We start from the raw sequence: 13,644 nt of genomic DNA, 5'->3' as shown, positions 1-13,644 counted from the left end.
CGCCGACTCGGCAATCCGTTCCGGAGCGTCGTTCGCGGCACCGACGGGCGACGCGCCGCCGCCGACGTGTACCTGCGGCTCGGCGCTGGTGACGATGTCACCGGATCCGTCGTACTCCGAGTCGGATTCCTCTCCGGACTCGGACCCGCCGCCGGAATCGCCTGCCGCGCCGGAAGCTTCGTCGGATGTAGCCGCGGATTCGCGGGAAGCCGGTGGCGGACCGCCGAACAACGCGTCGGGCAACTGCCGTTCGGCCTTCGCCGAGACCTTACGGAACAGTTCGTCCGGGACCGATCTGATCGGCTCTTCAGAGGACATCCGGTGCTACCTTCGCCGCTGCGTTCCACACATCCAGACGCCAGCCGGGCTGTTCGATGCTCGGGCCGTGACTGCTGAGCTGCACCCAGCTGGTATTGGCCAGTCCTCCGAGGATCGGCCAGTTCTGCGGCGGCAGGTCCAGCAGCGCAGCCGTGAGGGCGGCGATCAGCCCGCCGTGCGCCACCAGGATGATAGTCCGGCCCGGCCAGTCCTGCCGTTCGACCAGCAACTCCTGCACCACCGGCAGCGACCGCGCCCCGACCTCGAGTTTGCTCTCGCCGTTGGGCGGGGTGTAGCGCGCGTCCAGCCGCCACGCCATGCGCGCGCCCGGATAGTCGGCGTCGACCTCCAGGTGGGTCAATCCCTCCCAGTCGCCGAGATTGGTCTCCCGCAACCTGACGTCGGGCACGACGGTGAGCCCGGTGTGTTCGGCCAGAGCCGTCGCGGTGTCGAAGGCACGGCGCAGATCCGAAGCGTGGATAGCGATGGCGTTGCGCGAAACCAGTTCGCGTGCCGCCTCTTTGGCCTGTCTGCGACCGAGTTCGGTGAGATCGGTGTCGATCTGGCCTTGCATGCGGTCGGTGGCGTTCCATTCGGTCTGCCCGTGGCGCAACAGGATGAGGGTGCGCACGCCGGCATGTCTGCTCACGATCGCGCCTCGTCCTCCGTCGCCGCGGCGCGCGAATCCGGCGCGGCCCCGGTGAGACCGGCGACCGGCACCACGGGGCAGTCCTTCCACAGGCGTTCCAGCGCATAGAAATTGCGCTCGTCGTTGTGCTGGATGTGCACGACGACGTCGACGTAGTCCAGCAGCGCCCAGCGGCCTTCGCGGGTGCCCTCGCGCCGGACCGGCTTGTGCCCGGCCGCGCGGAGTTTCTCCTCCACGTTGTCGACGATGGCGTTGACCTGACGCTCGTTGGGCGCGGACGCGATCACGAAGCAGTCGGTGATCACCAGCTGCTCCGACACATCGAGCACCACCACGTCGGACGCCAGCTTCTCGTCGGCGGCCAGCGCGGCGACCTGCGCGATCTCCACCGACTCGGTCGACGCGGTCATGCCTGCACCCCCCGGGCGCTCGGCGGGACGGCACTCGCGGCCGTGGGGATCGTTCGCTCGCTCATGCCCGCACCTTCGCTGCGCTCGCTCACGCTCAGCTACCTTCCGCTGCTCCGGGCACATACAGGTGCCGCTTCGATATGTACTGCACCACGCCGTCGGGGACGAGGTACCACACCGGCCGATTCTCGGCGGCGCGGCGACGGCATTCGCTCGACGAGATCGCCAGCGCGGGGACCTCGACCATGGTCACCGCATCCGGCGGGAGATCCCGCAGATGCTCCTCGAGATGATCGATGTTCAGCTCGTACCCCGGACGGCTCACCCCGACGAACTTCGCCAGTTCGAACAGTTCTGCCCAATCCTGCCATGTGAGGATGCTGGCCAGCGCGTCCGCACCGGTGATGAAGTACAGCTCGGCGCCGGGATGGGCCGATCGCATCTCCCGCAGGGTGTCGACGGTATAGGTGACCTTGCCGCGCTCGATGTCCGCACGGCTCACCGAGAACCGTGGGTTGGACGCGGTCGCGATGACGGTCATCAGGTACCGATCCTCGGCCGGGCTGACCTGCTTGTGCGATTTCTGCCAGGGCTGCCCGGTCGGGACGAAGATCACTTCGTCCAGGTCGAACCGGTGCGCGACCTCGCTGGCGGCGACCAGATGCCCGTGGTGGATGGGGTCGAACGTGCCGCCCATCACCCCGAGCTTGCGGCCGCGCCGACCTGTCTCGTGCATGACTGCCGAGCTTAACGGGTCGCCCACGGCCCGCACGGGGCCGGTAAGCGGGGGCGGGCGGCGAACTGGGGACACCCGCCCGCACTATGCCCCGCCACACGGGCCCGGCGGCGCCTCAGGCGGTGGCGTCTCCCATCTCGCGCATCCGGGCCAGCTGCTCGCGGGTGCGCGCGAGTTCATCCGCCGCCTCGGCCGACCGGCCCGCCAGCGGGGCCAGCTCGGCGATCAGCGTCCGCATCGAGGTGAGCCCGGATTCGGGATCGGCTTCGCCGCACACGCGCAGCCAGGCCGCCGCCCGCAGGCAACGCGCCCGCTCCGCCACCGCGCCCAACCCGGCCCACAGCTGTGCGGCGCGCTGGTAGGCGGCCACCGCCTCGTCGTCCTGCCCGCAGTACTCGAGCGCGGTGGCGGCCGACCACGCCAGCTCGGCGTGCAGCTTCGTCCGCTCCGGGTCGCGTTCGACGAGTCGTGCCGCCTCCAGGAACTGCCGCGCGGCCTCGCGGTGGCGGTTCAGTGCGTTCAGCGATCGGCCGAACTGCGCGCGCACCACCGCCAGTTCGCCGGACGGATACGGAATCGCGCCGCTGAGCAGCGCGTGTTCGAACAGGGCGACAGCCTCGCCGTGGCGCTCCGCGCGATGGAACGCGCGTGCGGCGACCACGGTGTGATGCAGTACATCCGGTTCGGACAGCCCTTCCCAGCGTGCCGCGGCGCGCACCGCGGCATCGGCCAGATCGAGTTCGCGGTCCGGCTGGCTCGCGATGGCGATGACCAGCTGCGCGCCCAGCCGGGCGGCCTCCTCCCCGGCCAGCACCTGCGTACCGAGCGCCAGCGCTTCCCGCAGGTGGGCTTCCGCCTCCTCGGGCGTATCGGCGAGCCGGGCGGCACCGAGTTCGGCCAGCCTGCGGACCTCCGTCGCTCGGTCGCCGGAGAAGTCGTCGGCCGCCCGCACGCTGTCCGGCGCGCTCGCGGCGCGCGGCAGTGTGCTGCGCAAACCGAGCGGCAACCGGTCCAGTAGCGGTTCGGCCGCGAGCCGGGCGGCGGTGCGCAGGCTGACCGAGCTGTTGCCGTTGCGGGCGTCGTAGCGAGCACACAACGCGCCGATCTCGACCTCCAACCGGGCGCGCACCGATTCCACCGTCCCCTCCGCAAGCGGAAGATCACCCAGCCGCAGCGCCACCAGCCTGCGCAGCAGCACGCACACGCCGGTGGCGAAGGCCAGGCGCGCGCCCGCGTCGGCTCCGGAATCGGCCAGCCAGTTCGCGTGCTCGGTGAGAATTTCCAGCCCGCGTGCCTCGTTGCCGGTCAGCGCGCAGAATTCCATATGCGACGCCACCGACGGACGCAGGTCCTCGGTGTGCCGGACCAGCGGATACCCGGTCAGGTGCGCGCCGCGTGCCGCCGCGACGCGGCCGGTGCGCACCAGCGGGAGCAGTGCCTGCGCCAGAACGCGGTGCGGCTCCTCGGCGCAGGTCCGTTCGCCGTCGAGCACGGGCTTCCAGTGCGCGAGTCCGCCCTCGTCGTCACCGAGAGACACGCTCGTCACACCCCATTCGCCGCGCTCGCAGGCATCGCAGTCGGACATGCTGTCGCGCGGTGCGGCCATCGCCTGCTCCAGCCACGCGGCGGCGGCCGCGGCGTCACCGATCTCGCGGGCGAGTTCGGAGCGCAGGGCCAGCACCGGGCGCGGACTGTAGCCGCGCTGCCGGTAGCGGCTGTCCAGTTCGTCGAACCAGCGATCGATCGTGGACAGCGGCAGCGCGGGGTTGCCGACCATGCCCCAGGTCACCCATTTCAGATACCAGTGCACCGAGTGCGTCATCGAGCCCAGCTCGGCGGGGTGGTCGTCGTAGATCCGCAGCAACCTGCCGTAGGCGACGGGCACCAGATCGCGTTCGCCCGCGTAGGTGTACGACTGCGCGAGCTCCAGCAGCACCCTGCCTTCCAGCGCGCGATCCGATCCGGTTCGCGCGGCCGCGGCCAGGGTCTCCAGTCGCTCGGTGCGCGTCCGGCCGTGCGGTAGCGCGTAGACCTGCGCCAGCGCCGCGCCGATCTCGGCGGCGTCCATGCTCACTCCGTCTCTTCACCGCGGTCGGCGGCACGTTGGGTGGCCCAGCCGAGGAATTCGCCGAAGGCGCGATTGAGCAGCGCCGTGTCGGCCGCGCTCAGCGGGCGGTGGGTCATCAACAGGGCCTGCCCGTAGAGCGATTCCACCGCCGTCTTCCGGAAGCCGGGATCGTCGATGCGGGACAGCCTGCGCACGATCGGGCTGTGGTGGTTGAGCACCAGCCGAGCGCGCGGCGTCGCGACCGCCAGGGCGCCGAGGATCTCGGTCCACAGGTCGTCGGCGTCCCCGGCCGTCTGCGCTCTGGCGCGTTCGTTGCGTGCGGCGCGGCCGTCGAGATAGAGCGCGGGCACCGTGATCGGATGGAAGGCGCGCACGATGACGTCGCACGACAGCGGGTCGAGCACGGATCGCGCCAGTTCGAGCACCGGGGCCAGCGCCAGTTCGTCGCCTGGGTCGACCGGGTCGAGCGCCGCGGCGATCGCGTCTACGTCCAGGTCGACCACTTCGACGCCGGGCAGCAACCGCGGCAACCGCGCGATCAACTCCCGGTCGTAGGCGTAGCCGCCGTTGACGACGCCGATGCCCTGCGCGGCGGCGGTGGCCGCCACCTGACGGAACTCCTCGACCGTCGCCGTCACCCGGACGGTGCGGTGGTGGCGGGCGAACTCGGTGAGCGGCACGCGCCCGTCGGTGGTCTCGAAGTGCAGATGGGGCAGCATGATGCGCAGCAGTTCGACGGAATGGCTCGCCATCGCCTTCACGCCGAGTGCGTGCACGGACAGGAACGCGGCCAGCCGCTGCGGCTGTTCGGCGGCGATCTCGGTGAGCCAGTCCCGGATCCGGTCTCCGAGCACCTCGCGCACGACGGCGAGCCGCTCGTCCTCGTAGAGGCCCTCCCGCGACGCGGTGGGGCGCAGCGTGTCGGTGTCGAGCACGCAGCGCACGAAGAACGCCCAATCCGGCAGCACGCCGCGCACCGCGTCACCCAGGAGCATGCCCTTCAGGTACACCCGATGCGCACTGCTGTCGGACGGGTTGCCCGGCTGGGACAGGACATAGGCCACACCGCTGACGCCTGCCGCACCGGCATCGAGCTCGATGGCGTCGAGCGGGACGAAGCCCAGCGTCCGGTGACCGTAGTCGAGCAGGGCGGCCCTGCGCCGCTGCGCCGACGGATACGCGCGGCGCCAGACCGGAACGCCTTCGGTGACCGTCGTCACAGCACCGTCCGACTCCACCGTCACCTCGTAGGGCAGCAGCGACCCGAATTCGCGTGCCAGGTCGGTCACCCGCTGCGGCCGGAACCACTCCCCGGCTCCCCCGCGCGGGGTGAGCCACACCGTCGTGCCCGGTTGCGCGTACTCGCCTCGATCGAGTGAGCGCACCGAGTAGGTGCCGTCGGCGCGGGCCAGCCACTCGACCGGCGAGGCGGTCGGGTCGGCGGCCGATCGGGTGACGACCCGGATCGTCTCGGCGACCGTGAAACAGGCCAGCAACCCGATTCCGAACTGTCCGAGGAACTCCCGTCGCGCGCCTTCGATGTCGTCGCGTTTGGACGAGCGGCCGATGGTGGCGAGGAACCGGTGCACGTCGGCGTCGGTCAGGCCGACACCGGGATCGCTGATCCGCAGCCCGGACTCGTCCACGGAGAGCCGAATTCCGGTGGGAGCCAGCGGATCGAGCCGAACACGTGCGGTGACCGCGTCGACGGCGTTCTGCAACAGCTCGCGCAGATAGACCCGCGGACTCGAATAGAGGTGATGAGAAAGCAGATCGACTATCCCGCGCAAATCGACCTGAAACGAATAGTTGTTGTGCACCGCCACCGGATCGTCCGGCGTTCTGTTCCCCATGGCCGCCGATCTTGTCGGCGCACGCCAAAGATCCCCTTAACGAACCCTTTCAGGCGGTCGGGCGCTTGCTCTTCGGCAGCTTGCGCACGACGGCCTCGTAGGAGAGATCGACCAGCTCGTAGAGTTCGTTATCCGAGACCGCGCCGCCGAACTGGATGACGTTCCAGCCGTACCGCCCGATGTAGGCGGACGCCGCCACGTCCCCCGGGTACACCCGGACCAGTTCGTCGGCCTCCTCGCGGGTCCGCCCGCATTTGAGGCCGACCGATGTCGCGCCGAGGAAGGCGAAGATCTTGTCGCCGACCTTGGCGACGACGTCGCCCTCCCACGGTTCGTCCTGCCAGGCGCCCGGCTTGGCCAGGCAGTAGCTCAGCAGCGCGGCATCGTCCATGCCGTCTCCTACACCGGTAGCAGCCGCGAAACCACCGCGGTGAGTTGTTTGGCCGAACGACATTCGTGCATCTCGATCACGTCGCGGTACTTGTCCGCCGCGGAATCGCCGGAACCCCACTGGTTGCGCGGTTCGGGATTGAGCCAGTGCGCGTGCTTGGCCACCTCGACCAGCGACCGCAGGGTGTTCAGCTCCGGGTCACGGTAGTTCGTGCGGGCGTCGCCGAGGATCAGCAGCGAGCTGCGGCTGGTGACGGCGTCCGGGAAGTCCCTGGCGAACCCGGCCAGCGCGTTGCCGTAGTCGGAGTGCCCGTCCAGGCCGACGACGTTCGCCTCACCGAAGATCCGGGTCATCGACCGGTCCAGCTGGGTGTGCGGATCGAAGAACCGGGTCACCTCGTCGATCTGGTCGACGAACGCGAAGATGCGCACCCGGGAGAACTGTTCGCGCAGCGCGCTCACCAGCAGCAGCGTGAAGTTGCTGAAGCCGGCCACCGAGCCCGACACATCGCACAGCAGAACCAGTTCGGGGCGGCCCGGTCGCGGCTTGCGGTTCACCAGGTCGATGGGCACGCCGCCCGTGGACATGGACGCGCGCAGAGTGCGGCGAAGGTCGATGGCTCCGCGATGGGCGTGCCTGCGACGCGCGGCCAGACGCGAAGCCAGGATGCGGGCCAACCGCTGGGTACCGCGCTTGAGTTCGGAGAGTTCGGCCTCGGAGGCGCGCAGGAAGTCGACCTCCTCGGCTTGCCGGGCGACTCCGTAGCTCGCCACGCGTTCGCGTCCGATCCGTTCGGCGACGCGCCGCCTGGTCTCGGCCTCGACGGTCGCGCGGAAGCCCGCGATGCGCTGCCGGGCGGCGCGGCGGGCGATCTCGGAGTCGAACTCGCTCGTGTTCGGCCCGAGGGCCATGCCCGCGAGGATCTTCGCCAGCAACGTCTGCGGCTGCACCTCTTTCAGCGCCTGGTACGACGAGAAAGACGGACCGCGGGCGGACTGGTACTGGCCGAGTTGCTCGACCAACTGCGCGGCCAGCGCCTCCAGTTGCTGGGTCGCCGACTCCTGCGCCAGCAACTCCGCGAGCAGTTCGCGCAGCGCCGGGATGTCCACGTCTCCCGAGGGCGTGTGCGGGATCTCCAGCTCGTCCTGGCTCACGGCGCGCTGCCCGACGGCGACGGGGAACCACAGGTCGAACAGCCCGTCGAAGGTCGCGCGGTGGGTGGTGCGCCGCAACAACGCGCACGCCAGCCCCTCCCGCAGGACCTCACGGTCCATCAGGTCGAGCACGGTCACCACGCGGCCCGCGTCCACCGTCTCCGACGGTCCGACCGGTATCCCGCGCGCCCGTAGCGCCTCCACGAACCCGACCAGATGTCCCGGAATACCGTGTGGCGCGCTCAGTGCCGCGACTTCGGCAGGGACCGGCCCGGTCGCCATGGCTCAGGCCAGCTTCAGTTCGGCCAGCGCGCGCTGGTGGTCGCTCTGGTGTTTGAGGACCACACCGAGCGTCGCTCGGACGGTGGTGTCGTCCAGGTCCCGCAGGCCGAGCGCCAGCAGCGTGCGACCCCAGTCGATCGATTCCGCGACCGAGGGCAGCTTCTTCAACTGCATGCCGCGCAGCACGTGCACGATCCGCACCAGCTGCGCGGCGACGGCCGCCGACAGTTCGGGCACCCGGCTGGCCAGGATGCGCCGCTCCAGCTCCTCGTCCGGGAAATCCAGATGCAGGTACAGGCAGCGACGCTTGAGCGCCTCGGACAGCTCGCGGGTGGCGTTCGAGGTGAGCACCACGAACGGTTTGCGGCTGGCGGTGATCGTGCCCAGTTCCGGTACCGTCACCGCGAAGTCGCTGAGCACCTCGAGCAGCAGGCCCTCGATCTCGACGTCGGCCTTGTCGGTCTCGTCGATCAGCAGCACCGTGGGATCGGTGCGCCGGATCGCGGTCAGCAGCGGGCGCGAGAGCAGGAACTCCTCGGTGAAGACGTCGGCCTTCGTCTCTTCCCAGTCGTTCTCGCTGGAGGCCTGGATGCGCAGGATCTGCTTGGCGTGGTTCCACTCGTACAGCGCGCGGGCCTCGTCGACGCCCTCGTAGCACTGCAATCGCACCAGCTCGGCGCCCGAGGTCTGCGCGACCGCGCGCGCCAGCTCGGTCTTGCCGACACCCGCCGGTCCTTCGATCAGCAACGGCTTGCCCAACCGATCGGCGAGAAACACCGAGGTGGCGGTGGCCTTGTCCGCCAGGTAGCCCGTGCTGGCCAACCGTTCGATCACGTCGTCCACCGACGTGAAGATCGGCTCCTGTACTGCGCTCTCCGACACCACCCGGCACCTTCCTTCCGAACCGTCCCCCACGCTACGGCAGCGCGTCGCCGATGCCGACTCGGCCTCGGCCGTGGCCGCCGCGCACGCGGGTCAGACGGGCCGGATCTGTCCTTCGCCCCAGACGATCCACTTCGTGGAGGTCAGCTCCGGCAGCGCCATCGGGCCGCGAGCGTGCAACTTCTGGGTGGAGATGCCGATCTCGGCGCCGAAGCCGAACTGCTCGCCGTCGGTGAACGCGGTGGAGGCGTTCACCATCACGGCGGCGGCGTCGACCCGGCTGGTGAACTCGCGGGCCGCGGCGAGGTCGCCGGTGACGATGGCCTCGGTGTGGCCGGTGCCCCAGGTGTTGATGTGCTCCACCGCCGCGTCCAGGCCGTCGACCACTTTGAGCGCGATGTCCAGGGTGAGGTATTCCTCGCCCCAGTCGGCCTCGGTGGCCGGAACCTGGCCGGGCAGGTCGCCGTGGATGGTGACGCCGGAACGCTCCAGCGCTTCGGTGAGCCGGGGCAGCGCCGTGTCCGCGATCCCGGCGTCGATCAGCACGGTCTCGGCGGCGTTGCACACGCTGGGACGGCGGGTCTTGGCGTTGATCAGGATCCGCTCGGCCATGTCCAGGTCGGCGGCGGCGTGCACGTAGACGTGGCAGTTGCCGGTACCGGTCTCGATGGTCGGCACCTGCGCGTCACGCACGACGGCGTTGATCAACCCGGCGCCGCCGCGCGGAATGACCACGTCGACCAGGCCGCGGGCCTGGATCAGATGCGTGACGCTGGAACGGTCCTCACTCGGCAGCAACTGCACGGCGTCGGCCGGGATGTCTTGCGCGGCAAGCGATTCGCGCAGCACCGCGACGAGCGCGGCGTTGGAGCGGGCCGCCGAGGACGAGCCGCGCAGCAGGGCGGCGTTACCGGACTTGAGCGCGAGCCCGAACGCGTCGACGGTGACGTTCGGCCTGGCCTCGTACACCATGCCGACCACGCCGAGCGGCACTCGCACCTGCCGGATCTCCAAGCCGTTCGGCAGCGTCGAGCCGCGCACCACCACACCCACCGGATCGGGCAGTCCCGCCACCTGACGCAACCCGGAGGCGATGCCGTCGATGCGGGGCTCGGTCAGCCGCAGCCGGTCCAGCAGTGACTCCTCGGTGCCCGCGGCCCGCGCCGCGGCGATGTCCTCGGCATTGGCGGCCAGCACCCGATCGGCGGCGGCCAGCAGCGCGTCGGCGGCGGCGTGCAGGGCGTCGTTCTTCCGCGCCGTCGTCAGCGGGGCGAGGGCTCGCGACGCGACCCTGGCCTTGCGCGCGGCCTCGTGCACCACCTCGCGAACATCAGGCTGGGTGGTCGTTCCTACCGTCATGGGTACAGCCTACGCACCGGGTACACCGCCGATCCCACCCGCCGCGACGCGGGCGCGGTCACGTGCGCGACCCGGGCCGGGCGACTACCGTCCGGCGATATGACGGTCGAATCGGACGCTCCCGCGATCGTGGTGCTCGGCAGCGTCAACATGGACCTGATCACTACGACCGCACGCAGACCGGTCCCCGGTGAGACGGTCCTCGGCAACGGCTTCGCCATGGTGCCCGGCGGGAAAGGCGCGAATCAGGCGATCGCTGCGCGGCGGGCGGGCGGCGAGGTCCACTTCCTCGGGGCGGTCGGCGACGACGTCTTCGCCGGCGAACTGCGCGCGGCGCTCACGAACGCCGCGGTGTTCACCGACCGGCTGCGCACGGTCGCCGGGCCGAGCGGCATCGCCACGATCGTGGTGGACGACGACGGCGAGAACAGCATCATCGTCGTCGGAGGCGCCAACACGCGGATGACCGAGCTGACCGAGGACGACCTGGCGGCGATCGCGGCCGCCGATATCTTGTTGTGCCAGCTGGAGATTCCGGTCGAAACGATCGCCGCCGCGGCCCGCCACGCCCGCGCGCACGACACCACCGTGCTGGTGAACCCATCGCCCGCCCGTCCGCTGCCCGCCGATCTTTGGACGAATATCGATGTCGCCGTGGTGAATTCCGGCGAGGCCGAGCAACTGGGCGCGGACCTGGACACCGTCGCGCACGTGGTCGTCACCCGCGGGGCGGCGGGCGCGGACTATCGCGGACCGGACGGCGCCCGCCTGTCCCAGCCCAGCCCGCGGGTCGATGTCGTCGACACCACCGGCGCGGGCGACGCCTTCACCGGTGCGCTGGCCGCAGCCTGGCATCGGGGGCCGGAATGGGCGCTGACCTGGGCTTGCGCGGCCGGGGCGCTGGCTACGACCCGGTTGGGCGCGAGCAGTTCGATCCCGGCCCGCGAGGAGATCACCGCAGCCCTCGCCGCGGAGTGACGACTCGCGCCGCGGCGGCTCCCGCTGCGCCCGAGCCGATATCGTGATGGGCATGGCCACCACGCCGGATCGCATCCCCGCCGAGGGCGACACCGCGCCGATCGAGCGGCTGGACGCGGCCATGGTCGCGCTGAGCTTCGTGGACAACGCGGGCATCACGCGCGTGAAAACCGTCCCCAGCCAGCGGCTGGACCGAGCGTCCCGGTACGGCGTCGGAGTGTCGCCGTGCTTCGAGACCTTCGCCTTCGACGACCTGATGGCGATCGGGCGCTATCTCGGCGGGCCCGACGGCGACCTGCGACTCGTCCCCGATCTGAGCATGCTCACCGAACTGGCCTGCCAGCCCGGCTGGGCGTGGGCGCCCACGGACAAATACACCCAGGACGGCACCCGCTTCGCCGCTTGCCAGCGCCACTTCGCGGCACGCCAGACGGCTGCGGCGCAGGCCGCCGGACTGCGGTTGTCCATGGCGTTCGAGACCGAATGGGCGGTGGGCCGCGCCGACGACACCGACGACTTCACACCCGCGATCCACGGCCCCGCCTACGGACTGGTGCGGCTCGGGCAGGTGGCCGACTACGCCGCCGACCTGGTCGCCGCACTCGAGCGCCAAGGCGTCACCGTCGCCCAGTTCCATCCCGAATACGCCCTCGCGCAACTGGAGTTGTCGGTCGAACCGTCCGAGCCGGTCACCGCCGCCGACGAGGCCGTGCTGGTCCGGCACACGATCCGGCAGGTGAGCGCGCGGCACGGCAGGCGGGCGCTGCTCGCCCCGTGCATCGAACCGGGCGGCGCCGGTTCCGGAGCGCACCTGCACCTGTCGGTGACCGACGAGGACGGACCGCTGTTCGCGGACGGCGACGGCCCGCACGGCATGCGGCGGACCGGCGAGGCGTTCCTGGCGGGAGTGCTGCGCGAACTGCCCGCGCTGGTCGCGGTCGGCGCGGGCAATCCGGCGAGCTTCCTGCGGTCGGAGCCGTCGCGCTGGGCGGGAGTCTGGCAGTGCTGGGGCCACGAGACCAGAGAGGCCGCGCTACGGTTCGTCACCGGGGTGCGCGGCACCGAGGCGTGGGCGGCCAACGCCGAGATCAAATGTTTCGACGCGACCGGCAATCCGTACCTGATCGTCGGGTCGGTGATCGCCGCCGGGCTCGCCGGTGTCGCCGAACAGTTGCGCCTTCCGGTCGAAATCACCGGTGATCCAGCGACTTTCGACGCCGAGGCACGCATGGTATCGAATGTGCGCCGCCTGCCGACCACCCCGTCCGAAGCCGCCGACCACCTCGCCGCGTCCACGGTGCTCGCCGACGCCATGGGCGTCGAACTACACGACTCGCTGCTCACCGTGCGCCGCGCGGAGGCCGAGCGGTACGCCGCCGCGAGCGCCGAAGAGCTGGTCGCCCTGACCCGCTGGCGGTTCTGACATGCTCACCGACGGTGTCCGGCTCACCGACCACCACTGCCACGGGGTGTACACCGAGAACCTGGATCGGCCCGGCTTCGAGCGCTTGCTCGGGGAAGGCGCGCGCGGCAGTTTCGATTCCGCGATCGGGCTCGCCGTGCGCCGCTGGTGTGCCCCCGCGCTCGATCTGCCCGCCCACGTCGGCCCGGACGTCTACCTGCGTCATCGCGCCCGGCTCGGCGCGCGCGAGGTGTCCGCCCGGCTGCTGCGCGCCACCGGGGTGACCCGATGGTTTCTGGACACCGGAATCGGTGGTGGAACAGCGGATTTCATCGAGCTGGCCGGCGGGGAGGTGCGCGAGGTGGTGCGGCTGGAGGAAGTGGCCGAGCAAGTCGTCGCGCAGGTCGGCGCGGTGTCCGGGGTGTACGAGCGGATCGAGGAGGAGCTGCGCGCTCGGGCGGTCGGCGCCGTCGGGTTGAAGACGATCGTGGCCTACCGGTGCGGTCTGGACTTCCCGCCGCGGGATCACCCGCCGACCAGTTTCGCGCCCGAGCACCGGCTCACCGATCCGGACGTCCTCGGCTGGCTGGTCGGCCTCGGCGCGCGCATCGGCGCCGAACTAGGTCTTCCGCTGCAATTCCACACCGGATTCGGTGACCCGGACCTGCGCCTGCGGCACGGCGACCCGCTGCTGCTCACCGACTTCCTGCGCCGGACCGCGGGCACCGGGCTGTCGGTGATGTTGCTGCACTGCTGGCCCTTCCATCGCCATGCCGCTTACCTCGCGCACGTCTTCGAGCACGTCCATCTGGATCTGGGCCTGACCATCCCTTATGTGGGACAGCGGGCCGGGGCCGTGCTGGCCGAGACGCTGGAGCTGGCTCCGTTCCGGGCGCTGTGTTACTCCTCCGACGGCTACGGGCTCCCAGAGCTGCACTACCTGGGCGCCCTGCTCTGGCGGCGCGGTCTCGGCAAGCTCGTCGACGAGTGGCTCGCCGACGACGCGATCACCACCGCCGACGCCGAAGCCCTGGTCAGCGCCATCGCCCACGGGAACGCCGAGCGCGTCTATCGCGCACGGTTCGAGCAGGCGGCCGGCTGACCGCCACCATTCCGGGCGGTCGAATATTCGGGTGCGCCGGGTGTCCTCGGTACCTACCGT

12 protein-coding genes are annotated in these 13,644 nt (G+C 70.7%); 3 read left to right on the top strand and 9 right to left on the bottom strand.

Going from position 1 to position 13,644, the window contains the following annotated elements; genetic code table 11:
* Positions 1 to 307 precede the first annotated feature (307 nt).
* The 9 genes from AB0L97_RS21125 to AB0L97_RS21085 form a co-directional block, all read right to left on the bottom strand.
* On the bottom strand, positions 308 to 970 hold the full coding sequence (locus AB0L97_RS21125) for a histidine phosphatase family protein (RefSeq protein WP_356966599.1): 663 nt from the start codon (positions 968 to 970) through the stop codon (positions 308 to 310).
* The gene (rsfS, locus tag AB0L97_RS21120; RefSeq protein ID WP_355072349.1) at positions 964 to 1,377 is read right to left on the bottom strand and encodes a ribosome silencing factor; all 414 of its coding nucleotides are present in this window, start codon (positions 1,375 to 1,377) and stop codon (positions 964 to 966) included. The genes AB0L97_RS21125 and rsfS overlap by 7 nt, the downstream gene beginning before the upstream one ends.
* Positions 1,378 to 1,471: 94 nt before the next feature.
* Positions 1,472 to 2,113: a nicotinate-nucleotide adenylyltransferase gene (nadD, locus tag AB0L97_RS21115; RefSeq protein ID WP_355072347.1), complete on the bottom strand. Its 642-nt coding sequence runs from the start codon at positions 2,111 to 2,113 to the stop codon at positions 1,472 to 1,474.
* 115 nt (positions 2,114 to 2,228) lie between these two features.
* Complete coding sequence (locus tag AB0L97_RS21110) at positions 2,229 to 4,181, bottom strand: hypothetical protein (protein ID WP_364432033.1); 1,953 nt, start codon at positions 4,179 to 4,181, stop codon at positions 2,229 to 2,231.
* A 2-nt stretch (positions 4,182 to 4,183) separates the two neighbouring features.
* The gene (locus AB0L97_RS21105) at positions 4,184 to 6,034 is read right to left on the bottom strand and encodes an HSP90 family protein (RefSeq protein WP_364432030.1); all 1,851 of its coding nucleotides are present in this window, start codon (positions 6,032 to 6,034) and stop codon (positions 4,184 to 4,186) included.
* 49 nt (positions 6,035 to 6,083) lie between these two features.
* Entirely contained in the window at positions 6,084 to 6,425 is a 342-nt protein-coding gene (locus tag AB0L97_RS21100) for an MmcQ/YjbR family DNA-binding protein (RefSeq protein WP_355072343.1), read from the bottom strand.
* An 8-nt stretch (positions 6,426 to 6,433) separates the two neighbouring features.
* Complete coding sequence (locus AB0L97_RS21095) at positions 6,434 to 7,861, bottom strand: VWA domain-containing protein (RefSeq protein ID WP_364432026.1); 1,428 nt, start codon at positions 7,859 to 7,861, stop codon at positions 6,434 to 6,436.
* Positions 7,862 to 7,864: 3 nt separating this feature from the next.
* The gene (locus tag AB0L97_RS21090; RefSeq protein WP_355072339.1) at positions 7,865 to 8,746 is read right to left on the bottom strand and encodes a MoxR family ATPase; all 882 of its coding nucleotides are present in this window, start codon (positions 8,744 to 8,746) and stop codon (positions 7,865 to 7,867) included.
* 90 nt (positions 8,747 to 8,836) lie between these two features.
* A complete protein-coding gene (locus AB0L97_RS21085) occupies positions 8,837 to 10,102 on the bottom strand; it encodes a glutamate-5-semialdehyde dehydrogenase (protein ID WP_355072337.1) in 1,266 nt (421 codons plus the stop codon).
* A 99-nt stretch (positions 10,103 to 10,201) separates the two neighbouring features.
* Between AB0L97_RS21085 and AB0L97_RS21080 the strand changes: the two genes are divergently transcribed.
* The 3 genes from AB0L97_RS21080 to AB0L97_RS21070 are packed head-to-tail and all read left to right on the top strand — an operon-like array spanning position 10,202 to position 13,584.
* Positions 10,202 to 11,080, top strand: a complete 879-nt coding sequence (locus AB0L97_RS21080; protein WP_364432021.1) for a ribokinase — start codon at positions 10,202 to 10,204, stop codon at positions 11,078 to 11,080.
* Between the two features lie 52 nt (positions 11,081 to 11,132).
* Positions 11,133 to 12,503 (top strand): glutamine synthetase family protein, encoded by a 1,371-nt coding sequence (locus AB0L97_RS21075; protein WP_364432018.1) that lies wholly within the window; start codon positions 11,133 to 11,135, stop codon positions 12,501 to 12,503.
* 1 nt (position 12,504) lies between these two features.
* Complete coding sequence (locus AB0L97_RS21070; RefSeq protein ID WP_364432015.1) at positions 12,505 to 13,584, top strand: amidohydrolase family protein; 1,080 nt, start codon at positions 12,505 to 12,507, stop codon at positions 13,582 to 13,584.
* Positions 13,585 to 13,644: the final 60 nt, after the last annotated feature.

The organism is Nocardia sp. NPDC051911, from assembly GCF_040681035.1.
Taxonomy (GTDB): Bacteria; Actinomycetota; Actinomycetes; order Mycobacteriales; family Mycobacteriaceae; genus Nocardia; species Nocardia sichangensis.
Note: the sequence above shows the minus strand (reverse complement) of the source record. Positions and strands in the feature narration are given on the sequence as shown.

What these genes read in the sequence shown, in the direction of transcription:
- AB0L97_RS21110 (WP_364432033.1), bottom strand. Translation starts at nt 4,181, where the DNA reads ATGGACGCCGCCGAGATCGGCGCGGCGCTGGCGCAGGTCTACGCGCTA.
- AB0L97_RS21100 (WP_355072343.1), bottom strand. Translation starts at nt 6,425, where the DNA reads ATGGACGATGCCGCGCTGCTGAGCTACTGCCTGGCCAAGCCGGGCGCC.
- AB0L97_RS21085 (WP_355072337.1), bottom strand. Translation starts at nt 10,102, where the DNA reads ATGACGGTAGGAACGACCACCCAGCCTGATGTTCGCGAGGTGGTGCAC.
- AB0L97_RS21075 (WP_364432018.1), top strand. Translation starts at nt 11,133, where the DNA reads ATGGCCACCACGCCGGATCGCATCCCCGCCGAGGGCGACACCGCGCCG.
- rsfS (WP_355072349.1), bottom strand. Translation starts at nt 1,377, where the DNA reads ATGACCGCGTCGACCGAGTCGGTGGAGATCGCGCAGGTCGCCGCGCTG.
- AB0L97_RS21070 (WP_364432015.1), top strand. Translation starts at nt 12,505, where the DNA reads ATGCTCACCGACGGTGTCCGGCTCACCGACCACCACTGCCACGGGGTG.
- AB0L97_RS21095 (WP_364432026.1), bottom strand. Translation starts at nt 7,861, where the DNA reads ATGGCGACCGGGCCGGTCCCTGCCGAAGTCGCGGCACTGAGCGCGCCA.
- AB0L97_RS21105 (WP_364432030.1), bottom strand. Translation starts at nt 6,034, where the DNA reads ATGGGGAACAGAACGCCGGACGATCCGGTGGCGGTGCACAACAACTAT.
- nadD (WP_355072347.1), bottom strand. Translation starts at nt 2,113, where the DNA reads ATGCACGAGACAGGTCGGCGCGGCCGCAAGCTCGGGGTGATGGGCGGC.
- AB0L97_RS21080 (WP_364432021.1), top strand. Translation starts at nt 10,202, where the DNA reads ATGACGGTCGAATCGGACGCTCCCGCGATCGTGGTGCTCGGCAGCGTC.